Source organism: Leuconostoc gelidum subsp. gelidum KCTC 3527 (assembly GCF_000166715.1).
In the GTDB taxonomy this organism is placed as follows: Bacteria; Bacillota; Bacilli; order Lactobacillales; family Lactobacillaceae; genus Leuconostoc; species Leuconostoc gelidum.
Window position 1 is genome coordinate 51,138 of sequence record NZ_AEMI01000015.1, and the last position, 23,961, is coordinate 75,098.

The 23,961-nt window shown below is 37.0% G+C and carries 22 protein-coding genes; 7 read left to right on the plus strand and 15 right to left on the minus strand.

Annotated elements, in window-relative coordinates; genetic code table 11:
- Positions 1-242 precede the first annotated feature (242 nt).
- Both radA and EUI_RS0103025 read right to left on the minus strand, forming a co-directional pair.
- Positions 243-1,610, minus strand: coding sequence for a DNA repair protein RadA (gene radA, locus EUI_RS0103020; RefSeq protein WP_081460643.1), 1,368 nt, complete (start codon positions 1,608-1,610; stop codon positions 243-245).
- 98 nt (positions 1,611-1,708) lie between these two features.
- Positions 1,709-2,248 carry a dCTP deaminase/dUTPase family protein gene (locus tag EUI_RS0103025; RefSeq protein WP_029508503.1) on the minus strand — a complete coding sequence of 180 codons (540 nt, stop codon included), beginning with the start codon at positions 2,246-2,248 and terminating at the stop codon, positions 1,709-1,711.
- Positions 2,249-2,630: 382 nt separating this feature from the next.
- Between EUI_RS0103025 and EUI_RS0103030 the strand changes: the two genes are divergently transcribed.
- The 6 genes from EUI_RS0103030 to EUI_RS10025 all read left to right on the plus strand — a co-directional run bounded on the left by EUI_RS0103030 (position 2,631) and on the right by EUI_RS10025 (position 7,877).
- Positions 2,631-3,536, plus strand: a complete 906-nt coding sequence (locus tag EUI_RS0103030; RefSeq protein WP_010015981.1) for a metal ABC transporter solute-binding protein — start codon at positions 2,631-2,633, stop codon at positions 3,534-3,536.
- Between the two features lie 4 nt (positions 3,537-3,540).
- The gene (locus tag EUI_RS0103035) at positions 3,541-4,200 is read left to right on the plus strand and encodes a metal ABC transporter ATP-binding protein (RefSeq protein WP_010015982.1); all 660 of its coding nucleotides are present in this window, start codon (positions 3,541-3,543) and stop codon (positions 4,198-4,200) included.
- Between the two features lie 18 nt (positions 4,201-4,218).
- Positions 4,219-5,025, plus strand: coding sequence for a metal ABC transporter permease (locus EUI_RS0103040; RefSeq protein ID WP_010015983.1), 807 nt, complete (start codon positions 4,219-4,221; stop codon positions 5,023-5,025).
- Positions 5,026-5,284: 259 nt separating this feature from the next.
- Entirely contained in the window at positions 5,285-5,590 is a 306-nt protein-coding gene (locus EUI_RS0103045; protein ID WP_224132845.1) for a GNAT family N-acetyltransferase, read from the plus strand.
- Complete coding sequence (gene rpiA / locus EUI_RS0103050) at positions 5,587-6,270, plus strand: ribose-5-phosphate isomerase RpiA (RefSeq protein ID WP_010015987.1); 684 nt, start codon at positions 5,587-5,589, stop codon at positions 6,268-6,270. The genes EUI_RS0103045 and rpiA overlap by 4 nt, the downstream gene beginning before the upstream one ends.
- 182 nt (positions 6,271-6,452) lie before the next feature.
- Positions 6,453-7,877, plus strand: coding sequence for an aspartate ammonia-lyase (locus EUI_RS10025; protein ID WP_010015988.1), 1,425 nt, complete (start codon positions 6,453-6,455; stop codon positions 7,875-7,877).
- A 146-nt stretch (positions 7,878-8,023) separates the two neighbouring features.
- On the opposite strand, the gene EUI_RS0103060 is transcribed toward EUI_RS10025, so the two are convergent.
- The 4 genes from EUI_RS0103060 to araA all read right to left on the minus strand — a co-directional run bounded on the left by EUI_RS0103060 (position 8,024) and on the right by araA (position 13,267).
- Entirely contained in the window at positions 8,024-8,728 is a 705-nt protein-coding gene (locus EUI_RS0103060) for an L-ribulose-5-phosphate 4-epimerase (RefSeq protein ID WP_010015989.1), read from the minus strand.
- Positions 8,729-8,733: 5 nt separating this feature from the next.
- A complete protein-coding gene (locus tag EUI_RS0103065) occupies positions 8,734-10,356 on the minus strand; it encodes a xylulokinase (RefSeq protein ID WP_010015990.1) in 1,623 nt (540 codons plus the stop codon).
- Between the two features lie 96 nt (positions 10,357-10,452).
- Complete coding sequence (locus EUI_RS0103070) at positions 10,453-11,832, minus strand: sugar porter family MFS transporter (protein WP_010015991.1); 1,380 nt, start codon at positions 11,830-11,832, stop codon at positions 10,453-10,455.
- A 10-nt stretch (positions 11,833-11,842) separates the two neighbouring features.
- A complete protein-coding gene (gene araA / locus EUI_RS0103075) occupies positions 11,843-13,267 on the minus strand; it encodes an L-arabinose isomerase (protein ID WP_010015992.1) in 1,425 nt (474 codons plus the stop codon).
- 496 nt (positions 13,268-13,763) lie between these two features.
- Here araA and fba point away from each other — a divergent pair, with 496 nt between their 5' ends.
- Positions 13,764-14,651: a class II fructose-1,6-bisphosphate aldolase gene (gene fba, locus EUI_RS0103080; RefSeq protein ID WP_010015993.1), complete on the plus strand. Its 888-nt coding sequence runs from the start codon at positions 13,764-13,766 to the stop codon at positions 14,649-14,651.
- 76 nt (positions 14,652-14,727) lie between these two features.
- On the opposite strand, the gene EUI_RS0103085 is transcribed toward fba, so the two are convergent.
- The 9 genes from EUI_RS0103085 to EUI_RS0103125 form a co-directional block, all read right to left on the minus strand.
- The gene (locus EUI_RS0103085) at positions 14,728-15,453 is read right to left on the minus strand and encodes a DUF1003 domain-containing protein (protein WP_010015995.1); all 726 of its coding nucleotides are present in this window, start codon (positions 15,451-15,453) and stop codon (positions 14,728-14,730) included.
- Positions 15,454-15,694: 241 nt separating this feature from the next.
- On the minus strand, positions 15,695-16,774 hold the full coding sequence (locus EUI_RS0103090; protein ID WP_010015998.1) for a GntR family transcriptional regulator: 1,080 nt from the start codon (positions 16,772-16,774) through the stop codon (positions 15,695-15,697).
- A gap of 216 nt (positions 16,775-16,990) precedes the next feature.
- Positions 16,991-18,043: a HoxN/HupN/NixA family nickel/cobalt transporter gene (locus EUI_RS0103095; protein ID WP_010016000.1), complete on the minus strand. Its 1,053-nt coding sequence runs from the start codon at positions 18,041-18,043 to the stop codon at positions 16,991-16,993.
- A gap of 215 nt (positions 18,044-18,258) precedes the next feature.
- The gene (locus EUI_RS0103100) at positions 18,259-19,047 is read right to left on the minus strand and encodes an L-threonylcarbamoyladenylate synthase (RefSeq protein WP_029508505.1); all 789 of its coding nucleotides are present in this window, start codon (positions 19,045-19,047) and stop codon (positions 18,259-18,261) included.
- A gap of 89 nt (positions 19,048-19,136) precedes the next feature.
- Positions 19,137-19,721 carry a 3-isopropylmalate dehydratase small subunit gene (leuD, locus tag EUI_RS0103105; protein WP_010016002.1) on the minus strand — a complete coding sequence of 195 codons (585 nt, stop codon included), beginning with the start codon at positions 19,719-19,721 and terminating at the stop codon, positions 19,137-19,139.
- A 9-nt stretch (positions 19,722-19,730) separates the two neighbouring features.
- Positions 19,731-21,107 (minus strand): 3-isopropylmalate dehydratase large subunit, encoded by a 1,377-nt coding sequence (gene leuC, locus EUI_RS0103110; RefSeq protein ID WP_010016003.1) that lies wholly within the window; start codon positions 21,105-21,107, stop codon positions 19,731-19,733.
- Positions 21,104-22,177, minus strand: a complete 1,074-nt coding sequence (gene leuB / locus EUI_RS0103115; protein ID WP_010016006.1) for a 3-isopropylmalate dehydrogenase — start codon at positions 22,175-22,177, stop codon at positions 21,104-21,106. Before leuB ends, leuC begins: the two co-directional genes overlap by 4 nt.
- Entirely contained in the window at positions 22,177-23,349 is a 1,173-nt protein-coding gene (locus tag EUI_RS10030) for a 2-isopropylmalate synthase (protein WP_010016007.1), read from the minus strand. Before EUI_RS10030 ends, leuB begins: the two co-directional genes overlap by 1 nt.
- Positions 23,350-23,654: 305 nt before the next feature.
- Complete coding sequence (locus EUI_RS0103125; RefSeq protein ID WP_010016008.1) at positions 23,655-23,960, minus strand: metal-sulfur cluster assembly factor; 306 nt, start codon at positions 23,958-23,960, stop codon at positions 23,655-23,657.
- Position 23,961 lies beyond the last annotated feature (1 nt).

A 23,961-nucleotide genomic window follows, 5' to 3' on the forward strand; every position in this document is an offset into this window, starting at 1 on the left:
TTTTTATTTTTTAGTAACATCCTTTTGTAAAAAATTAACCACTTACACAAAAAAGCTACCAGAAAAGGTACCTTTTTGTGCAAAAATTTTATTCAAGTTTGATAACTATCATTTATTAGGTTTTTATCTTTTTTAAATCGTTTTTAAATTCGGTCGTTGGTCTAGCAAACAACCGACTGTATTCATCTCTTTGCTGTGTTAATTGATACCATAAGCACAACAAAAAATTCTCAGCCACTAATTTAATCCAAAGCCAATTTTAAAGCCTCACTTAACGTCGTTACGCCAATAACTTGTATACCCTCTGGAAACACGATACCATTCAAATTGTTCTTAGGCACAATTGCCCGTTTAAATCCGAGCTTACGCGCTTCTTTTAATCGTCCTTCAATATCAGCAACACTGCGTACTTCGCCCGTTAGCCCTATTTCGCCGACAAAAACATCACTCGGACGAGATTCTTTATCGTGGTATGAACTAGCTATTGCTACTGCAATAGCTAAATCAATCGCTGGCTCATCTAACTTAACACCGCCTGCTGCTTTCAAATAAGCATCCTGATTTTGCAAAAGTAGATTGGCTCGTTTTTCTAACACTGCCATAATTAATGACACGCGATTCCGATCTAATCCTGATGCTGTCCGTTGTGCATTGCCAAACACTGTTGGTGTGACCAAAGCTTGCAATTCCACTAAGATTGGTCTAGATCCTTCAAGTGCGACAACAATTGCTGAACCCGTTGCCCCAGCTAAACGCTCTTCTAAGAAAATTTCCGAAGGATTAGCCACTTCAATTAAACCACCATCACGCATTTCAAAAATACCCAACTCATTGGTTGCACCGAATCGATTTTTCACTGCACGTAAAATACGATATTTATAATTACTATCACCCTCAAAATAAAGCACTGTATCAACCATATGCTCCAAAATTTTAGGCCCTGCAATCGCACCATCTTTGGTAACATGACCAACAATGAAGATAGATATATTATTTGTTTTGGCAATTTGTAAGAGATCTGCAGTGACTTCTCGAATTTGTGATACTGATCCTATTGCTGATGTCACATCTGGTTCTTGCATGGTTTGCACAGAATCAATCACCACAAAATCCGGTTGTAATTCATCAATTTGTTTTTTAATGGCCGTCATATCAGTTTCTGGGTACAAATAAAATTCATCGTTACCGACACCCAAGCGGTCAGCACGTAACTTAACTTGTGTCGCAGATTCTTCACCGGTGACGTACAAAACGCGGCCCTCATGTGCCAATTGCCCAGAAACTTGCAACAACAGTGTTGATTTCCCAATACCTGGATCACCACCAATTAACACCATTGACCCAGGAACAACACCACCACCTAATACACGATTGAGCTCTTTTAAATTGGTCGCCACACGTGGCGTTTCTTCAGAAGTAATTTCATTAATTTTTTCTACTTTTGCCGTACGTCCATCAAGACTCACACGACTTTTACGATCATTTACTTCAGGCGCAATTTTTTCTTCGACAAATGTGCCCCATTCACCGCAGTTTGAACACCGCCCAAGATAACGTGCTGATGTGAAGCCACAGTTGGAACAAATAAATTGTGTTTTTACTTTGGCGATAGTTATTCTCCTTTGTCAATAATTGATTAGATGCATTGTGTAACTTGATAGTTTTTCTAACACTGTTTGCGATAACAATAGAGTATGTTATTAGTTGATTAGTTTTGTCCAGTCGATCCAAAACCACCCTGACGTGAAGCCTTTGCGACCTTATCATCCCCATCTGCCAATAAATATGGTAAGAAAATACCTTGTCCAATCCGTTCGCCTTTTTTTATTTTGACATCCTTAATGCCAAAATTAATGAATTGGAAGAAAATCTCGCCTTCATTTGAAGAATTGTTATAATAGTCTGCATCCACAATTCCGACACCATTGGGCATCATAATACGTTTTTTAATTGGTCCACTTGAACGCGAAACAAGTTGCAAATACTCACCATTATCCATGTAAGCCTTGATACCAGTGGGTATTAAAACTGGTTTTAGCATATTTTGGAGATCTGCATTATCACGCACACCCTTTAATTTACCTAATGACAAAATACTCAATCCCTTAAAAAAATGATTACTTAAAGCGCTAGGAATGACAACATCTTCTGAAGCTTCGAAGTCATATCCAGCTGCCGCTTGTGTGCTTCGTTTTGGTAAATTAAGGCCATCATTGGCTTTCGTTGAAACAATTTCAAATCCACGCATATTATTAAAGTACAGCGATGTAACTATATAGTTACACACGCTATACGTTTCCTCCATTATTAGTTGATCTTACTTTACCATTATACGGTAAAATTCGATTAATTTTAAATTGACTTTGAATAAACGTAATTTGAAATAGTCATACCCACATCGTTTAATAATTTTAAGTTTGATAATTAATTAAAAGTAATCGCTACTTATTGTTGACATTAATGATAATGATTACTATAATAAGTATTAGTTTGTTTCAGAAAGCGACGAATGGATCATCGAACAAGAAGGAGTAAAAACATGAACATCAAAAATAAACACAAACTGATAGATCCCTAAGTTGTTTAACTGTTAAAACCACTTAAAATTAAGAAAGATAGGAATAAAGAATATGAAACGTCGTTATACAATAGGTACTATAGTCATTGTTATATTAGCAGCAATTATCCTTATATTTATCGGCACGCATCATAGTCAAACAAGCAGTGCAAACAATAATAAAGGCATAAAAGTTGTGTCGTCTGTTGATTTTTACGGGGAGGCTGCTAAAAAAGTTTTGGGAAATTACGGTAGCGTACAATCCGTTATCACAAACCCAAACATTGATCCACATGACTATGAACCAAGTGCCAAAATAGCCAAAGAGGTATCCAATGCCAATTTAGTCGTTTATAACGGTATTGGCTATGACTCTTGGATGACTAAGTTAGCCAAAAATGCTAATGTCAAATCAGTTCGAGTTGGCGAAGATGTCTTAGGTAAAAAAGACGGTGATAATCCTCATTTGTGGTATCAAAGTCAAACAATGCCAAAACTTGTAAACTACTTAGCAACTAAATTTTCAAAAATAGATCCAAAGCACAAATCAGAGTTCAAAGCGAATGCTGAAAAGTACATTGCACAATTACAACCTATTCAAACTAAAATCACCTCTTTAAAGAAAAATTCAGACAATAAAGCTGTAGATGTTAGCGAACCTGTGTTTGATTACGCTTTAGAGGAACTTGGTTATACGGAAAATAACACGCATTTCGCAAAATCCGTCGAGGACGGTACTGATCCTTCACCAAAAGATATCAAAATTATGCAAGATGATATTAAAAGTAAAAAAATCTCATTTTTCGTACAAAATACACAAGCTACAGACAAAACTGTGACCGAATTAGTGACATTAGCAAACAAATATTCAGTTCCTGTCTTGAAAGTAACTGAAACAATGCCCAAAGGTAAAACATACGAGCAATGGATGATTTCACAGTACAATCAATTAGAAAAAATTCAACAAACAGAAAAGTGATACTATGTTAAGTAAAATTTTAGAAGTAGCAGAATTAAACATTCAAGTTGCAGGAAAGCCACTAATTGATAGGCTTTCTTTTACTATTTATACAAATACACTGCTGTGTATCACCGGTGACAACGGGGTTGGTAAAACAACTTTAATAAATCATCTGTTAAAAGCTGCTAAATCTAAGCAAGAACACCAATCACACATTAATTTCAATACATCTTTTGAAGCGATTCAAGTCATCCCACAGTTTAGAAATATTGATGATGACTATCCATTGAGTATTCAAAATTTTGTCACACTGAATTTGATCAAACAATGGCGCCCTTGGTTAACCTCTCTTGAAAAAGAAAAATTAAGCAAAATTCTATCTTTAGTCAATCTGACTGCCATCAAAAATCGACCACTCGGGGAAGCTTCTGGCGGCGAAAAGCAACGTGCTTACTTGGCTCAGGCACTTATAGCTCACCCAAAACTACTCATACTAGATGAAAGCACATCCAACTTAGATCGTGAATCAAGAATCAATTTATTACATTTAGTCAAGACGATTATTAATCAGGAGAATATTGCCGTCATATTTATCACTCACGATCCCGAACTAGTTAAGTTATTTGGTGACGTTGAGTTACATATCAGCAATCGTCATGGTGTCATGACTAAACTACGGTAGCAGAGAGGAAAGATCAGTATGTTTACCTATTCATTTATGCAATATGCGTTTATTGCCAGTTTTTTTATTTCTATTATCTGCGCAATAATGGGCGTATTTGTAGTTGCTCGAAAAACTGCATTTTATACACATACACTTTCTGAAATAAGTTTTTCAGGCGCCAGTTTCGCGATATTTGCAGGTATTTCACCAATAACTGGCATGTTATTATTTACAATTACTAGCTCAATTTTTGTATCATTGACGGGTCGAAATATGAACCAACGAGAATCATCAGTGAGTGTTTTTTCGGCTATTTTTATAGGTCTTGGCGTCCTTTTCTTGTCACTATCAAACAAGCAGTCAAGCTATGCAACCAATATTTTATTTGGTAGTATTGTGGGAATAAGCCGCGCAAATGTGACTGAATTACTCATTTTAATTGCAACTATTTTATGTATTACGGGCATCATGTTTAGAAAACTTAAATATATTTCTTTTGATACCATCGGTGCTCAATATAATGCAAAAAATACTGCTTGGATCTCATCGCTTTTTTTAATTTTGGTCGCTTGTACCGTCAGCGTGACTGCACAAATTGTTGGCTCTTTACTTATTTTTTCTTTATTGACTATTCCTGCATCCTCCGCTAAATATTTAGCTCATTCGGTTCATAGCATGATGCTTTTGTCGTTCGTATTTGCTTTATTTGGGACATGGATGGGTCTCTATCTCAGCTACATAACCAACTGGCCAGTCAGCTTCTTCATTACATTTATTGAAGGCATCATTTATGGTTTGGCACTAGCATACGCTAAGATCCCTAATTCATCAAACAATAGATAATTTTTGTTATGTTAATTGTTAGTTACCCAATCACCAGTAAGTAACCGATTGCTACATCAATAGCTAAAATGTATTGGGTATTATTGATTTAATCGTGATAATGATTTTTAAGACACTGTTTAGTTGATATGAATTCATACATAATCCCTGTTTTTAAAATGTGTTACTTCAAAATTCATATGTTAAAAATTAACAACACAATTGCCCCAAGTCATGCGGTATAATGAGATAAGAAGCAACTACCTTGTTATCTTACGCATTGAAAACAGAATGGAGAAAAATTATGGACTTTCAACATGAACCTGGACGTTATTTTTTACAAAAAAATGACAAAACAGTGGCTGAAATCACTTACACAACCATCAATAATGGGCAAACATATGCTATTAATGCAACAAACGTTGACCCTTCTTTACGTGGGCAAGGTATTGCCGCAAAATTACTTGATACCGTAGTTGCTGAAGCACATGATAAACACATGACAATTAAGGCTGTTTGTCCTTACGTCAAAAAAGCTTTTGCAAATAACCCAACTAAATATCAGAAAATTGAGTATAAACCATGAGTACAGATTTACAAAAAATTATTGCTGGTCGCCGTGCCACTGAGTTTGTTCAAAATGGTATGGTCGTAGGTATTGGATCTGGATCAACAATAGCCCATGTCATTGACTCTCTCGGAGAGCGCGTGGCTCAGGAAAACTTAAAAATCGTTGGCGTGGCAACCTCTGAAAAAACACGCCGCAATGCTGCCCAACTAGGCATACCAATGTATAATGTTGATGATGTTGACAAAATTGACCTCACAATTGATGGTGCTGACCAAATTGCGGATGATTTTTCAGCGATTAAAGGTGGCGGTGCTGCCTTGCTTTGGGAAAAGATTGTAGCTTTCAATTCACGTGAAAATATTTGGGTCGTTGATGCAACGAAACGTGTTTCAAAATTAAATCAATACTTACCAGTTGAAGTTATTCCCTACGGATCAAATCAACTATTTAAACGTTTTCAAGCTGACGGATTTCATCCGTCATGGCGATTAGATCAAAATGGTAATCCTGTACGCACCGACTCAGCAAATTTTTTAATTGATTTACATCTACCAATCATTGAAAATCCTCGCGAACTTGGCGATGAGCTAATTAAAATGGTTGGTGTTGTCGAACATGGGTTATTCACAGATGTTGTCAATCGTGTTGTTATTGGCGAAGACGACCATACAGCCAAAGTTGTGTCAGTAAAATAATAATAAACAGCACATCATGCATGTGCTGTTTTAATTTGGTTTTAATTCATACATGAGTAAATTTATTGTTTAAACGCTTTATTTACAAAGAAAAACGCATGTCAATATAGGTGACATATTTAATTGGTATAGTCGATAAAAGAGATAAAATGATCCTATAGGAATTTACTAAGGAGAGCCTCATGCGCACTGAATCTGATTCACTCGGTCAACTCAACATCCCAAAAACAGCTTATTATGGTATTCATACACAACGTGCATTACATAATTTCCCCATCTCTTCACAACCAACACATCCTGAATTGATTCGTGCTTTTTTAGAAATAAAGCAAGCGGCTGCAAAAACTAATGCTACCTCTGGTAATCTTGATCGGTCTGTAGCCAAACATATCGTCAGTGCCACTAAAACACTCCTCAATAATCCAATTGATTTATCAATGTTTCCAATCAGTGATATTCAAGGTGGCGCTGGCACATCAGCTAACATGAATGTTAATGAAGTCATTGCTAATGTCGCCTTGGAACAAACTGGTCGTGTGCGCGGTGATTATACTTATATTAATCCAAATGACGATGTTAACATGGCTCAGAGTACAAACGATACCTATCCTAGTGCTGGAAAAATAGCTTTATTACGTTTGCTCGATCCACTACTTTTGGAACTACAAAATTTAATTGATGCTTTAGGCAACAAGGCTGATGAATTCTCAACGACCTATAAAATGGGTCGTACGCAATTGCAAGATGCCGTCCCAACGACTTTAGGTAACAGCTTTCATGCTTGGTTAAAACCGTTACTTCGAGATGATTTACGTATCAAAACCGCACGCGACGCACTTTATATGTTGAACTTAGGTGGTTCAGCAATCGGTTCAGGCATTAATGTGAGCTACCATTATCAAGTCCATATTGTGCCAAACCTTGCAGGCATCACCAAGTTGCCATTAACACAGGCTCATGATCTGTTTGATGCCACACAAAATCTTGATAGTTTGGTCGCTTTATCTGGTACTTTGAAAACACTAGCCATGAGTCTTTCTAAAATTGCCAATGATTTACGGTTACTGAGTTCCGGACCGCGATCTGGGCTTCTTGAAATCAATTTACCGGCAAAACAAGCTGGTTCATCAATTATGCCTGGCAAAGTTAATCCAGTCATTCCAGAAGTTGTAAATCAAGTCGCTTTTGAAATGTTTGGCTTTGATGCAACAATTACCGCAGCTGCAGAAGCTGGACAATTAGAACTCAACGCTTTTGAACCAATCATATTCCGCTCGTTATTTGCTGGTATTGAGCATCTCACATCAGCAATGACTACCTTACGACTTAATGCGATTGATGGCATCACAAGTAACAAATCACGACTTGCACAAGATATTGATTTATCTGTTAGTTTCGCTACTGCTATGACTCCGATTATCGGTTATCAAGAAGCTGCAAAACTGGCCAAAGAATCTATCAAAACAGGTAAATCATTGCGTCAACTTGCCGAGAAAAAATCATGCTTTACACCTGATCAATTGACTCATATATTCAAAATTGAAGATATTGTCATTAATGCACGAACACCTGAACACGGGTTAGTTTTGCATGCACCAACACAGTAAGGCATACATCACAAAACATAGAGCCGTATTTAAGCATTTTTCACAAAAAACCAACATATCTTCGCTTCAAAGAAGGTATGTTGGTTTTTTGTGAAAACATATATCATAATCAATTTACAAAATAAATGACTCAAATATTTTAAATTTTAGTCTTTACTCTGCCCATAATAAGCATTAGCACCATGTTTACGATAATAATGTTTGTCTAATAAATACTGTGGCACATGAATATCTTGTGCTGGATTAAGTTGCATCGTGTGATAATCCATGTCTGCTACAACATCTAAAACAATCGCATTGTGTACAGCATCCATGGCATCTTTCCCCCATGTGAAAGGACCATGATCATTCGTTAACACGCCTGGGATTGCCATTGGATCCAGGTTTTCTCGTTCAAACACACGAACAATTGATTTTCCTGTATTCAATTCATATTCATCCGCAACTTCCGCCTGTGTCAACCGATCGGCCACTGGTACATCGCCATAAAATGTGTCGGCATGTGTGGTGCCTGCGGCCGGCACTGGAATACCCGCTTGCGCAAACGCTACTGCCCATTTTGAATGTGTATGCACAATACCACCTAAATCATCCCAGTGTCGATACAAAAAAGCGTGTGTTGGGGTATCACTTGATGGGTTCATATCACCTTCAACCACATGACCCTCTAAATCAACCACAACCATATCTTCAGGCCGAAGTGTTTTATAATCTACACCACTAGGCTTGATGACAAACAAACCCTTTTCACGATCAATTTGCGAGACATTGCCCCATGTGAGTGTCACCAAATTATTGGCTGGCAAGGCCATATTAGCCTCATAAACTACTTTCTTCAAATTTTCTAGCATAACCTTTATTCCTTTCTTTTTTGTGATGGCAATGCTTTGATAGCCGCCAATTCAATATCTAATCCAGCAACATATCTTGTCATAAATGCCTCAAATCCAGCAACATCAGTTGGATCTGGTGATAAAGTTTCAGATTTTTCATTAGCGAAAACAACATGACTTAAAAAGTCATCTAATGTTTCATTAGTACGCTTATTTGCAGCATATAACGACAAAATTGCCATGCCCCAAGGGCCACCTTCACCTGCAGTTTTCATCACAGTAATGTCGGTATTTAAAGCCGCAGATAACAACTTTTGGGCAACAATTGGTGTTTTAAATACGCCACCCTGTGCCACAATATTATCAGTCAGTACTTGTTCATCTTCTAATATACGCATACCAATCTTAATTGCGCCAAAAGCTGTAAATAAATGCAAACGCATCAAATTACCAATTGTGAAATTAGAGTCAGGTTGTCTAACAAGCAATGGTCGCCCTTCAGGAACTGCAGTAATATTTTCTCCCGAATAATATCCATAGCCAGAAAGTCCACCTGCATCCGGTTCAGCATCATTTAATGCAGCATCAAACAATGTTTGATAGAGTTGACTTGTTGAAATGTCACAACCAATTAACTTTACAAATTGCGCAAAAAGTTTCGACCATGCATTTAAATCAGATGCAGAATTATTAGCATGTACCATTGCTACAGGTAATCCGGTGGGTGTTGTAACAATATCAATATTACTGTAAACATGTTCAAGATTTTTTTCCAAAACGATCATTGAAAAGATTGAAGTGCCAACCGAAATATTACCTGTTCTTTTTTTGACACTGTTAGTGGCTACCATACCAGTCCCAGCATCCCCTTCAGGAGGCGCAATAATTGCTCCAGCTGTTAAGTGACCCGTTGGATCTAATAACTTTGCGCCTTTTTCTGTCAGATGACCTGCATTGCCACCAGCTTTTAATGGTGTTGGTAAAATATTGTCTATTTGCCAATTATATTGTTGAACCGATTTAAGTGAACTAAATTGATCCAGCATTAACTGATTATAAGTTCCCGTTTTTTCATCAATCGGAAACATACCAGATGCATCACCAATACCAATTACCTTCTCATCTGTTAACTGCCAATGTACATAGCCGGCTAGTGTGGTTAAAAAATCGATATTTTTAACATGCGTCTCTTGGTTTAAAATGGCTTGATAAAGATGTGCAACGCTCCAACGTTGCGGAATATTAAAATTAAATAATTTGGTTAATTCTGAAGCAGACTCACCTGTAATGGCGTTACGCCACGTTCGAAAAGGTACCAATAATTGATTATTTTTGTCAAATGCCAAATAACCATGCATCATAGCAGAAAATCCCATTGTTTTAATACTGGTTATTGTCACACCGTAGTTATCATGAATCTGATTTTGTAAATTGGCATATGCCGTCTGTAGACCTAACCAAATGTCAGCAACCGCATAAGTCCAAAGCCCATCTTGAAAATTGTTGTCCCATTCGTAACTGCCTGAAGCAATTGTTTTAAAATCTTCTGTTGTTAACACAGCTTTAACCGTGGTCGATCCAAATTCGACGCCCAAGGCAATGTCGCCTGTTTTAATTGCTTGCATTGTTTCTTCATGTGTCATCATAAACATTCTCCTAAGTGAAAAACGCTAATCAGTTCGTGTTCATCTGACTAGCGTTTTTGTTTTGATTCAGATAAACCATTTGAATTTTGTCGTGTTTTAACGGTTTGTCCCTTGTGCCTCAATTTCTTCAAGTGTTTTACCGTAAGTTTCTGGTACGGCAAATTTAATAAAGAGCACAGCAATGATTGAGATAACACCAAAAATTGCAAATACTGATGCTTGTGGCATTGCCGCAGTCATAATTGGAAACAAAAGACCTACAGCAAATGATCCAAGCCAGTTAAATGATGACGCTAAACCACTAGCACGTCCGCGAATAGCTAACGGAAATACTTCTCCTACTAATACCCAAGTAAGTGGTGCCCAAGTAAATGAATAAAACGCCACAAATATAGATAGGAATACAACAATCAACATAGGTGGAAACTTATCTGCACCAAGAAGTGCATTTAACGCAGCAGGCATCAAGAAGGACAATGCCATAATTGTACCCCCAAGCATCAGCAATGTACGACGCTTGAATCTATCCGCAATGACAATGTAAAGTAGCGCACCAAGCACAAGAATGACACCTTGAATAATAGGCCACAATAGTGCGCTAGAAGCCGCTTGTCCACTGGCTCTTTCAACAATCAAAGGAATATAGTAGAAGATAGCGTTTGCTCCCATAAACTGTTGAAAAGCTGCTACACCAATCCCAGCTGTTACAAGATAACGATACTTACTTGAAAACAACGTTCCCAAGGTAATATTTTTTTGAGCACCTGCTTCAAGCGCTACAGTTTTTTGAATGTCCTTTAATTCTGGATCAACTTCTTTATCCGGACGAATATAAGTTAAGACTTGACGCGCTTCTTTTAATTTATTAGTTTTGACCAAAAATCGTGGTGATTCAGGTAACCGTAAAACACCAAAGAAGAGTATAATGGCAGGCACTGCTGCTAACCCTAACATTAGGCGCCACGCAATTGTGTGAGGTAACCCTTGCAATAAATAGTCAACAATATAGGATAAAAGCATACCAGACACAATCATCAGCTGGTTTAATCCTGATAAGCGACCACGCGTTTTAGCAGGAGCCATTTCAGACATATAGGATGGTACTAAAGCCGAAGCGGCTCCTACTGCCAAGCCAAGTAACACACGTGCACACAACAACCAAGCAACACCATTATTTGGCGAAAATCCCGCCATTATGGCACCAATGGCAAATACAAATGATGATGCAAGAATCATGCGACGACGGCCTAATTTATCAGATAATTGACCGGCCAATGCGCCACCGACAATTGCTCCTAACATGAGTGTTGATGTTATCCAACCAATTGTACCAGCATCAGTTAAATGCCAATCCCTTTGTAAAAACGGCAAAGCACCTGTCATAACGCCGATGTCATAACCAAATAAAATGCCACCAAAAGCACCGAAGAAATAAATGAAGGCACTTCCTATTTTTTTTGTAGCTCTATTTTCCATGTTTACACCATTACTTAATATCTACGAATGTCAGATCAAATAACTTCGCTAAATCAGTCAATTGTTCAGTATCCACTGCAAAACTCAACGTTGTATGATGGCCACCACCAACTGTTAACCAGCCTTCTGCACCAGCTTTAAGCCCTGATTTTGGTGTCCAAAGTTGCTTAGCAACAGGCAAAAATGGGGTTTCAGATTCAGGTTTATTCCCGGTAACTTCATAACTAATCAATTTAAATTCATCGCCAAAGTCAGCTAACGTGACATCAATCGCATCACCTGTGCGTCCAGTAAAGACCAAACGTGCAGGATCTTCTTTACCACCAATATCTAGTGGATGCACTTCAATACGTGGCTTATCTGAGGCAATTGTTGGGTCAACCTCTAACATATGTGATCCCAAAATTGCTTCATGCCCCTTACGCAGATCCAGTGTGTAGTCTTCCATAAAGGCTGTTGCCTGGTTATGAGAAACAATTTTTAGTAAACGCGTTAGGGCTGCTGTTTTCCAATCACCCTCACCGGCAAATCCATAACCATCAGCCATCAACAGTTGAACAGCCAAGCCAGGTAATTGTTCCAAACCAACTAGGTCCTCAAAGTTAGTCGTAAATCCTGAATAACCTTTGTCAGTCATAAACTTCTTAAGCGCAATATATTCACGTAATTGATATTTAACATTGTGCTCAAATTTTTCGGGCGTGTTCTTTCCTTCAATAAAATCATATTTTTCTTGTAAGTCTTCATACAGCTGGTCAATATCATCATCATTAACTGCATTAACATAGGCAACTAAGTCACCTACACCCCAATAATCTACTGTCCAACCCAACTTGATTTGAGCTTCAATTTTATCGCCATCTGTCACCGCCACGTTACGCATTTTATCCGCAAATGTGACGATTTTAATTTTAAAACTCTCATTGTAGGCAACAGCGACATCCATCCATTTACCAATTTGCGTTTGAATATCATCATCGGCCCAGTGCCCAAAAATAATTTTGTTGTTCAAACGTAGGCGCGCATTAATAAATGCATATTCACGATCGCCATGAGCAGATTGATTTAAATTCATATAATCAAAGTCAATCGTGTCATAAGGAATCGTATTCAACATTTGTGTTGCTAAATGCATAAGGGGTTTATTTAATAATTGCGTACCACGAATCCAATTTTTTGCTGGTGAGAATGTATGTGCCCAAGTAATAATACCGGCCACAGAATCATCATAGTTTGCTTCCATCATTGTTTTTGTAATGTTTTCCGCAGTGACACCAACCGTTTTAAATTCAATTGGATAAGGTAATTTACCTGATTCATTTAATTTGTTAATCAGTTTTTTTGAGTCTTCTTCAACTTGTGTCAATACTTCCGGTCCGTACAAAAATTGAGATCCTGTCACAAACCAAAACTTATAATCTTTTATATCAGCCACTTTAAATTCCTCTTTTTACTGGATTATTTATAATCATGTACAGCAAAATTACATTTATCTAGAATTAATAAGTTCGTTGTAAACGCTTACAAACAAAGTTTACAACATTTATACGTATAAGTCAAATGTATTTTATTTTATCTGATGAATTACGTTTGACTGTCATATCCAATTATGTTTCCAAAATCATGTCAAATCACTTCAATTGGTACACATTATAAAAGTTGTTGCTTTTTAAATTTCAAAGTTGTATAATTTCACTTATACTCAAAAAGTAAACGCTTACAAAAGAATTAAGTTACTCAGCTATTACTATTATTATTCCCATATACTCTAGGTGTATGTAAGATATTAATACGCTTTGTTTCTATAAATTTCTATTGAAGCCATCAACATGAACTAACTACTAAAGAACTGTCAATCAAAAATTGGTATAGTCATCTAATATCTTTTTGATTGAAGCTCTAAACTAACCAAAAAAGGATGGTATCACTAAATGACAATCGTTTCAGGAAAAGAAATTATTCAACAGGCACGGACTGAGCAGTACGCAGTGGGTGCCTTTAACACCAACAATCTGGAATGGACCAAAGCTATTTTGCATATGGCAGCAACTCAAAAAGCGCCTACATTTGTAGCAGCTTCTATGGGCGCCATTAAGTATATGGGTGGTTATAAAACAGTGGCTCATTTAATTCAAGATCTAGACGACGCACTCGATATATCAGTTCCAATTGCTATTCACCTCGATCACGGTGACTATGATGCATCTCTAGCAGCTATTGACGCTGGATTCACATCCATTATGTTTGATGGTTCACATTTACCACTAAACGAAAATTTAGCTCGAACGCGTGAAATTGTACAAATTGCGCATGAAAAAGGTATATCAGTCGAAGCAGAAGTCGGTAGCATTGGTGGCGAAGAAGATGGTATTATCGGTAACGGTGAAATTGCCCCAATTACAGATGCAGTTGCAATGGTGAACACTCAAATCGATTTTTTAGCCGCTGGTATTGGCAACATCCATGGCGCTTATCCAGATAATTGGCACGGCCTGAATCTTGATCATTTACAAAAATTAACAACTGCTGTTAACGATGTTGCAGGATACAATGTCCCTATTGTTTTACATGGTGGTTCCGGTGTACCCGATGACCAAATTCTGAAAGCTATTGCTTTAGGTGTCGCTAAGGTTAACGTTAATACTGAGGCACAATTAGCATTTCATCAAGCAGTTCGGGACTTTGTTTTATCGGGACAGGATTTGCAGGGTAAAAATTACGATCCTCGAAAATTCCTGGCCCCTGGTGTCGTAGCGATAGAAAAATCATTAACTGAGCGTATGTCCATATTTGGTAGCATAGGAAAAGCAACACACTAATAACGCTATCAAAAAAGCAATTGTATTTAGGAATAAACCTAAACGCAACTGCTTTTTCTTTATTTAATGATGTATATCACTTATTCTTCCGCTCCAACGCACTCATCTGTTGTTGCAATTCACCTAGCATTTTTGTTTGCAACTTTTGAACTTCAAATAAATCAGGATTATCCTTTTGGATAATGCGATCAATTTTCGCATGCAAAACGCGCATTTCTTCTTCTGTTTTTAAATTAATATGAAAATCATTATCCGCATGTAACCGATCATAATCTGATGATCTATTTTGACTCATCAATATTAATGGTGCTTGTAGCGCAGCAACCATACTTAAAAACAGGTTTAATAATATAAATGGATACGAATCAAAATGCATGTTGAACAAATGAAAGACATTAATGCTAATCCACACAATCATTGCACAAATGGATATGATGATAAACCGCCAACTACCACCAAAATGTGCAACTTTATCCGCAACTTTTTGACCAAAAGTGTAGGATTCCTTTTGATGTTTATTGACATTGACAATTTTGAAATTTTTATCTGTTAATATATGCGTTAACCTGTTATTAACATGAATACTTTCTCTATGCTTCAGTAATATCATTTTATCAATCTTAGCTAAACGATATTTAAGTAAATGATCTAAACAAATAAAATCATTCTCTGTGCTATTAGGATAATCATGATAAATGGTATTTTGCAAATCTAAATCTAGTTCCTGTAATAAAATACCTTCTGTAATATTTTTACTCGCACCATCAACTAAACAACTTAAGCTATCATTGATTTCAGACATCATGCCAACCTCCCGCATCATTATTTATGAATAAAACTACGTATAGTCATAATATCACTAATTAATGATAAAAACAGTATAGCAAACTAGGCCGAGATATGATTAGACAAAGATCACGGCATTATTACAAAAAAACTTTATCAATTGAGACTTTGAGGCATATAGAAGCAGAATGTTTTTATCGTAAATATTTTTAAAATTACAATGAATTGATGAAAAAAATATTGTATCTGTCAAAAAATCATCCTATATCTCTTACAGATTCTCGTTCTATTAACTTAGAACTATACACGACAGAATTAGTTTTATGATGTTTTATTTTTTGCAACAACAATTGGGCCGCATCTTTTCCCATATTTTCCTTTGCATGCGTCATTGTCGTCAGTCTTGGAGACAGATACTGTGACATTTGAAAATCATCAAAGCCTATCACAGATACATCTTCTGGCACCTTTAATCCAACATCATGTATTAAATCAATCGTTCTTATCGCTAATTGATCATTATAAGCAATAATTGCGGTTGGCCTTTTCTCAGGTTTCTTTGCTAATAGTTCACTAATATCATGTAAAGCATCAGTCACTTCATCAGATTTGTACATAATTGGGGTACAGTACGGTAAAATATTGGGATGGTCCTGATAGGCTTTTAGATAACCTGCCATACGATGAACACCTTGACTATCAGAAACTTGAAAAACACCGACAATTTTTTTGTGTCCTCTTTTAATCAGATAATTTGTCGCACGTTCAAAAGCTAACTTGTCATCACTAACGAGTTTGGTTCCCTCAAAATTGTTATAGGCTGCATTGATAAATACCATAGGAATATTCATTTGTTCAAGCTTTTGATAGAGATCAATATTAGTTGTGTCTAATGCACTTTGAGTGGGCTCTATAATTAATCCACCTAAATTTTGACCCATGAGATTTGTGAGTGCTGTACGTTCGCGCACAGGGTCATTATGTGTGTTAGCCAAAACAAGAGAAAACCCATTTTCAGATAAAACTTGGTCTGCACCATCAATAATAGCTGGGAAAATATACGATGCCACATGCGTAGACAAGATGCCAATGACTTTTGGTGCATCTTCAAACTTTTTTGTGACCGACCAATCGGCTACAAAAGACCCACCACCTTGCACCCGATAAACAAATTTTTCATTTTCTAAGTCCGAAATGGCACGGCGCACTGTATATCTACTTACTGAAAAGTCAGACATCATGTCACTTTCAGTAGGCAGTTGCTGATCTTTTTTATACGTACCACGCAATATTTTATCTAGAATACTTTTTTTAATAATTTCATATTTATTTGCCATAGTAACATTATTCGTGCAGAAATTTTATTTCTAACAATCATCTGCGCAAAACCCATCATTTATTTTGTATATTTTTCAAGACACTTTCATCTTAACATATTCTCATGTGTTCATACAAAATATAGTTTGCGACATCAAATCGCCTATTCGTGCTTCTAACGTTCAAAAATTTTATGCGCGCTCATGCCAATTAATTATTAACAATGCTTCGTGTTATTATTTACCCCTATTTTCCGTTATGACACCCACGTCCTCTTTATCAGCTAATTTAAAGATGTGCCAAAATATGATAGCAATTATCCAAGTGACTACAAACATCATGACCAAGATTAATCCCATTTTATTAAAGTCTAAAGCTGCTACCCAGCGTGTCAATACATTGTGCCAATCAAACATGGCGCTAAATGACTGCACCAAATCAATAAAACCAATAAAGCCCGCTGCCAATATAGAAATGCCGGTAATCGTTAAATTATAATAAACTTTACGATAGGGTGATGAAAATACCCAATTATAGGTGGTACTCATAAAAAAGCCGTCTACCGTATCCATTAAACACATACCAGCAGTAAATAACAACGGAAAAGCCATTGTTGCATACCACGGTACACCTGCATTTGCTGCGGTAGCCGATGTTGCCAACACTGCAATTTGTGTTGCCGTATCAAATCCCAAGCCAAATAAAAAGCCAACAAAAGCTACTTGCCAATTATGTTTAATCATTCCTAATAATTTTAAAAATAAGTGATAGATTTTAGATGTCACGACCTGTTTGCCCATTTCAATGGGTTGGTTGCGCTGATGGCTCATCTTCTTAAATTTCAACCAAATGTCATGTAAAATGACACTATTAACACTAGCCAATATGAGTAACATGATTCCTGCAATCAACGTACCAATAGCACCCCCAATTTGCTCAAAAATGGGCATGGTATCCTTAGCCCACTCAACAAATACTACTGTTAATAATGCCATTAACACGACAACCATTGAATGTCCAAATGAAAAACTAAAACCCACACCTCTTGTATTTTTACCATCATTAAGCATCTTACGTGTCATATTATCAATAGCTGCAATATGATCGACGTCAAACGCATGATGTAAACCCATTGTAAACGACAAATAAGCCATCGCAATCATTTCAGGATACTGTGTCGCACGAGTCAGCAATAAAAGTATGCCGGCTATTAAAAAAATCAGAATAACGCTGCCATAGCGTAAAGCATCGGACTGAATTGTCGCGTGTTTTTTTGTCATCAACATCATAAATTTTCTCCTCGTATTGTCTAATAGTAGATTATCATGTTCGTGACTTGATGGACATTTTTTGAACAAAACATGTCCTTAACGTACAAAAAATGTCCTTTTGCATCGTTTTTAGATGACAAAATATCGTTACAAAAATTTTTTAAGCTTTAATAATAGGGCTGATTTGTTGCTGTTTAAGATACCACTCCTACGAGAAAATTTTAACTTTTGAATCAATAGTAGAATCCGTGCCGATAATCCCAAGACGGGAAAATGTCACTCATATTTTTCATGATTTTATCAACATCTAGTCCCTTTCTAATCAAGATTGGTGCCGGCTGAACACCAACAATACCATTTTGTTCTGGAATTAGCTGGCCTGATTCATCAACCATTGACACCATCACACCTTGTTCATAACGTGTATCCAAATTCTTATCAGATTGAATTGATGCGACATAGTCATTTGCTTCAATGATTAGATCAGCAGCATTTTCAATTTGGTCACCAATACCAGTGACTACGCCTCGATTTCCCTTACCAGAAGGATTAGCCGAACTAGCAAATGAGAACTTACCATATTTCCCCCACATTTCTTTGGCAATATTTTCACTCGGTGTGCCAAATTTGATAACAAAGCAGCTGGTTTCGCGTTTATCCATCATTAAATCTTTTGTCCCATCATTTGGTATCTTACTCTTAGCTTCTTCTTTCCACGGCAAGATGCAACCCAACAAGATATCCTCATCCCAATGCTTCTGATACATCTGTTCAATTTCCGGTGTCATCTGAGCTAATTCTTTTACTTGTTCTACTGAACCACATAGCACCACACCAGGCTTGTTGCGTTTACGGTTTTTAGCTGCAAATTTACGTTCCAAACCTTTGTCATCTGAAGTCATGATAATATAACCAACTTTTGTTGGGCTAACAATCATGCCGCCATCTTCTTTCAAAATGCTAATGGCTTCACTTTGAACGCTGCCGTTCCAGTGAATCTTTGTCGTTGTTGCTTCTGTCATTATAAAATACCATCCCTTTAATATTTTGCTTTTTTTTAGTTATATTTATACGTTAGTACACACTGATTGCTTGTTTCATTAACTATTGACTATAAAAAAATTGGTCGTTGCTTTTCAAAGGCAGTGATTAATTTTTCATACTTCATCGTATTATCAATATCATCTTCACCATTAATAAATTTTTCTTTCCATTGTGAATTGATATTAAAATGGAAAATGTCATCTTTATAAGTTACAGTTTGCTTAGGCAAATCAATTCGAATATATTCATCAGCTTGAATACCACGTAATATTTGGCGATTTTCTTCTGGTAAAACAATTGGCAACAAACCGTTTTTAGTTGCATTCATGTAAAAGATATCTGAAAATCCGCCGCCAATTACCGCTCTAAAGCCATAATCCGTCAACGCCCATACCGCGTGTTCTCGTGATGACCCTGATCCAAAATCATCTCCTGTAATTAAAATTGAGGCCCCCTTGTGCTCTGGCTTATTCAGTTCAAATGCTTCATTCAACGAACCGTCGGCATTGTAACGCCAATCGTAAAATAAGTCTTTGCCAAACCCCGTTTTTAAAATATTTTTCAAAAATTGTTTAGGCAAGATAATGTCAGTATTGATGTTGTCATTTGGCATAACAACCGCTCTACCTGTCTCTCTTACAAAAGCTTCCATACTATTCCCCTATACAAATTCATCTGCTGTAATATCAACGAAATGGCCAGCTATACCTGCTGCAGCAACCATGGCTGGAGAAGCTAAGTGTGTTCTTGACCCTGCACCTTGCCGGCCAATGAAATTCCGATTTGATGTTGAAGCAACATGCTTTCCCGCTGGAATTTTATCTGGATTCATAGCTAAGCATGCTGAACATCCCGGTTCGCGCCACTCACAACCTGCGTCTTCAAATACTTTGGCAATTCCTGATTTAATTGCCCGATTTCGAATTGCCCGACTGCCAGGCACTATCCAAGCAGTGACATTAGGCGCTAAGTGATGCCCTTCCATCATGTTTGCAGCAATTTCTAGATCTTCGTAACGACTGTTCGTACAGGAACCGATGAAAATATAATCCAAATTAATGTCAGTTGCCTTCATATGGGGATGCAATCCAATATATTCATAGGCATTTGCATCATTATCATCTTTGATTGCGGGTAATAATTGATCAACAGGTGTAGCCATGCCTGGATTTGTTCCCCATGTTACCATTGGTTTCAAATTTGATACGTCAAAAGTCAACGTCTCATCAAAATCACTTTCATCATCTGTGTAGAATTGTGACCAATAATTTTTAGCAGCTTCAAAGTCTTTTGGTGCTTGTTCACGGCCTTTAATGTAATCAAATGTCGTTTGATCTGGTTGTACCATACCAGTTCTTGAACCAGCTTCAATTGACATATTACACATCGTCATACGGGCCTCCATTGAAAGGTTCTCAACAGTTTCTCCGTAAAATTCAATCGCATAACCGACCCCAAATGACACACCATATTTAGCAATAATGCCCATAATAATATCTTTTGCATAAGTATTTTTGAGCAATTTTCCAGTGACCTTGATTCCCATTGTCTTTGGTTTAATTTGCCAAATCGTTTGGGTTGCTAACACATGTTCAACTTCAGAAGTGCCAATACCAAAGGCAATTGCACCAAAAGCACCATGAGTTGCCGTATGCGAATCACCACAAACAATCAACTTGGCAGGTTGTGTCAGCCCTCTTTCTGGTCCCACAACATGCACAATGCCTTGCTTATCATCTCCAATTGATGCCAATGGCACACCAAATTCTTTTGTATTTTGAACTAACGTATCCATCTGTAATTTTGACATTTGATCTTGCACATTAAATATATCTTTCGTTGGTACATTATGATCCATGGTTGCAAAAGTCAAATCTGGTCGTCTCACACGGCGATTCGTACTTCTTAACCCATCAAATGGCTGAGGTGAAGTCACTTCATGTATTAAATGTAAATCCACATACATCAGTTGCGCTTCACCAATTTCCCCTGTAATGACATGTTTATCCCAAATTTTATCAAATAATGTTTTGCTCATTTTATAGCCGCCAATTCATGTTTTTTTATATAAGCAATCATTTTTTGTGTGACTTCATCGGTCGTCATCACACCACCCATATCTGGTGTCACATAATGATTTTTAATAATATAATCCACTGCTGTAGTCATTTTAGCTGCAATACGTTTTTCATCAAAACTTTCGATCAACATCATAGCTACTGTATTTACCATTGAAATTGGGTTCGCTATGCCTTGACCAGCAATGTCTGGTGCTGATCCATGAATTGGTTCATACAAATTAGGACCATTTTCACCAATTGACATAGAAGGTATTTGACCGATTGAACCTGTGATTTGTGCTGCTTCATCACTTAAAATGTCCCCAAACAAATTAGGCGTAATCACAACATCAAATGTTGCAGGTTTTGACATAATAGCCATTGTCATTGCGTCAACATAATAGTAATCAATTGCAACACCTGGATAATTTTTACCCACTTCATTTGCAATTTTTCGCCAAAATTTTGACGTAGCTAATACGTTTGATTTGTCCACAATGGTGACATGTTTATGCCGTTTCTGAGCCAGTTTAAACCCCTGGTGCATAATTCGAGTTACTTCTTGTTCATTGTAGTAAATCGTATCAATGGCTTGATGTTCTTCAAGCTTGCGTGGTTTTCCAAAATAGGCGCCTGAAGTCAATTCACGAACAATTACGAAATCCGTATTTTTAACATATTCTGGTTTTAATGGTGACCAATCAATTTGTGCCAATGTCACTTTTGTTGGTCGTATATTAGCAAATAAATTAAGTTGTGATCTAATTTCTAGTAGTCCTTGTTCCGGACGACGGGACATATTATCCCATTTAGGACCACCAATAGCGCTAAGTAACACCGCATCAGCCTGTTTTGCAATATTAATAGTTGATTGTGGTAGTGGATCTCCCGCACGATCGATACCATCCCCACCAAAAGGTGCGTCTATGAGTTCATATGCAAATGTTTCATTCCTTGTCGCTGCCTCTAATACTGCTAAACCAGCCGTCATGATTTCAGGGCCGATGTAGTCGCCTTTTAATACGACTATTTTTTTTACTGATGTCATTATTGATAACTCACCATTTCTTTTTCTTCAACAACTTGCATAATGACCTTTAATTGTTCATTTGTAATCAAATTTGATTCTTCTGCCACTGATTTAAAAATTGGAAAAATCACCTTCATATCATCACGTGTCACATCATAGCCTAGATTATTTAGTTTTGACATAACTGCATGTGAGCCTGATAGTTTACCCAAAGGCAAGGATGCCATTGCACCGACCATTTCCGGCTTCAAAATTTCATATGTTTCTGGATTTTTTAAGTACCCATCTTGATGAATACCAGATTCATGAGCAAACGCGTTTCGTCCCATAATTGGTTTATTACTGGCAACTGGCATATGTGTTGCGCGTGCAACAATATCAGAAATGGCCTTTGAATGTGACAAAACAATATCTGTTTCGACATTGAATTTTTCATGTCGAACATATATAGCTGCTGCCGCTTCAATCATGTCAACGTTACCAGCTCGCTCGCCGATTCCGTTAATTGTGCCTTGAATTTCCGTTGCACCATGCGCAATACCCGCCAAGGCATTTGCCGTAGCCATTCCCAAATCGTTATGCGTATGTGTTGACCAACCAACTGTGTTAAAACCAACAATATTTCGACGCAAATTTTCAAAAACTTCACCGTATTCTTCTGGCGTATCATAACCAACAGTGTCTGGAATATTAATCATTGTTGCGCCAGCATCAATGGCTGCTTGCACACTTGCCACCAAGAAATCGGGTTCAGTGCGTGTTGCATCTTCGGGTGAGAACACAATGTCTTGGATATGTTGCTTAGTAAAAGTGACATCTGCTTTGATTTTGTCTAAAATTTCTTCTTTAGTCAAATGCAGCTTGAATTCACGATGAACCGGTGATGTAGCAATAAACACATGAATCATTGGCTGTTTGGCACCTTTTGTTGCTTCAATTACCGCATTAATGTCATTTCTAACTAACCGTGCCAAACCAACAACTTTTGCTTTGTTCACAACTTCTGCAATACTTTTCACTGCTTCAAAATCTTTCTGAGAAGCTGCAGGAAATCCCGCTTCAATTGCTGATACGCCATAGTCATCCAAACCTTTTGCTATGGCAATTTTTTCTTCAACTGAAAAGTTAACCCCAATTGTTTGTTCACCATCACGCATTGTTGTATCATAAAAAGTTACTTTATTTGTCATAATTTCCTCCTGAAATTAAAAATCCCGGACTAGTCAGATTGACTAGTCCGGGATTACGCACGCACATCCTTTAATTCACTAGCCATTAGGTAAATACCTAACAGCCAGCTTAAAAGCTCAACTTGCTAGGGTTTGTCTGAGCAAGTTGAGGAGAAGGGCTGAATTTATTTTATTCATTTGTACTGTAATCCGATTTATCATGTGAAAAATTTCCTTTTAATTTAATATGATAATCATAACTAATGACCAGTTGAGCGTCAAACAAAAGTTTATTTTTATTCCTATTTTATATAATTAAGATACTTTTATAACCCTAATGCCATTTTGGCGTATCTAGACATTCTATCAATTTTCCAAGCTGGTTCCCATGTGAATACCACTTTAGTTGTCTTCACTTCCGGTAAGATAATTAATGCTGCATCAATCATTTCTTCCAGCACACTACTTAACGGACAACCCATTGTAGTCAGTGTCATATTTATTATCACATCACCAGTATCATTAATATCAACACAATTAATTAATCCCAGATTAACAATATCAATTCTCAATTCTGGATCAATTACTGTTTCTAAAATAGCCATAATGTCATTTTTTATTTTTTCTGGCATA

What these genes read in the sequence shown, in the direction of transcription:
- EUI_RS0103060 (WP_010015989.1), bottom strand. Translation starts at nt 8,728, where the DNA reads ATGCTAGAAAATTTGAAGAAAGTAGTTTATGAGGCTAATATGGCCTTG.
- EUI_RS0103100 (WP_029508505.1), bottom strand. Translation starts at nt 19,047, where the DNA reads ATGACAGAAGCAACAACGACAAAGATTCACTGGAACGGCAGCGTTCAA.
- EUI_RS10025 (WP_010015988.1), top strand. Translation starts at nt 6,453, where the DNA reads ATGCGCACTGAATCTGATTCACTCGGTCAACTCAACATCCCAAAAACA.
- EUI_RS0103035 (WP_010015982.1), top strand. Translation starts at nt 3,541, where the DNA reads ATGTTAAGTAAAATTTTAGAAGTAGCAGAATTAAACATTCAAGTTGCA.
- EUI_RS0103065 (WP_010015990.1), bottom strand. Translation starts at nt 10,356, where the DNA reads ATGATGACACATGAAGAAACAATGCAAGCAATTAAAACAGGCGACATT.
- leuD (WP_010016002.1), bottom strand. Translation starts at nt 19,721, where the DNA reads ATGGAAGCTTTTGTAAGAGAGACAGGTAGAGCGGTTGTTATGCCAAAT.
- EUI_RS0103025 (WP_029508503.1), bottom strand. Translation starts at nt 2,248, where the DNA reads ATGCGTGGATTTGAAATTGTTTCAACGAAAGCCAATGATGGCCTTAAT.
- EUI_RS0103030 (WP_010015981.1), top strand. Translation starts at nt 2,631, where the DNA reads ATGAAACGTCGTTATACAATAGGTACTATAGTCATTGTTATATTAGCA.
- EUI_RS0103070 (WP_010015991.1), bottom strand. Translation starts at nt 11,832, where the DNA reads ATGGAAAATAGAGCTACAAAAAAAATAGGAAGTGCCTTCATTTATTTC.
- EUI_RS0103040 (WP_010015983.1), top strand. Translation starts at nt 4,219, where the DNA reads ATGTTTACCTATTCATTTATGCAATATGCGTTTATTGCCAGTTTTTTT.
- fba (WP_010015993.1), top strand. Translation starts at nt 13,764, where the DNA reads ATGACAATCGTTTCAGGAAAAGAAATTATTCAACAGGCACGGACTGAG.
- EUI_RS0103095 (WP_010016000.1), bottom strand. Translation starts at nt 18,043, where the DNA reads ATGATGTTGATGACAAAAAAACACGCGACAATTCAGTCCGATGCTTTA.
- EUI_RS0103125 (WP_010016008.1), bottom strand. Translation starts at nt 23,960, where the DNA reads ATGCCAGAAAAAATAAAAAATGACATTATGGCTATTTTAGAAACAGTA.
- EUI_RS0103090 (WP_010015998.1), bottom strand. Translation starts at nt 16,774, where the DNA reads ATGGCAAATAAATATGAAATTATTAAAAAAAGTATTCTAGATAAAATA.
- EUI_RS0103085 (WP_010015995.1), bottom strand. Translation starts at nt 15,453, where the DNA reads ATGTCTGAAATCAATGATAGCTTAAGTTGTTTAGTTGATGGTGCGAGT.
- EUI_RS10030 (WP_010016007.1), bottom strand. Translation starts at nt 23,349, where the DNA reads ATGACAAATAAAGTAACTTTTTATGATACAACAATGCGTGATGGTGAA.
- leuB (WP_010016006.1), bottom strand. Translation starts at nt 22,177, where the DNA reads ATGACATCAGTAAAAAAAATAGTCGTATTAAAAGGCGACTACATCGGC.
- leuC (WP_010016003.1), bottom strand. Translation starts at nt 21,107, where the DNA reads ATGAGCAAAACATTATTTGATAAAATTTGGGATAAACATGTCATTACA.
- rpiA (WP_010015987.1), top strand. Translation starts at nt 5,587, where the DNA reads ATGAGTACAGATTTACAAAAAATTATTGCTGGTCGCCGTGCCACTGAG.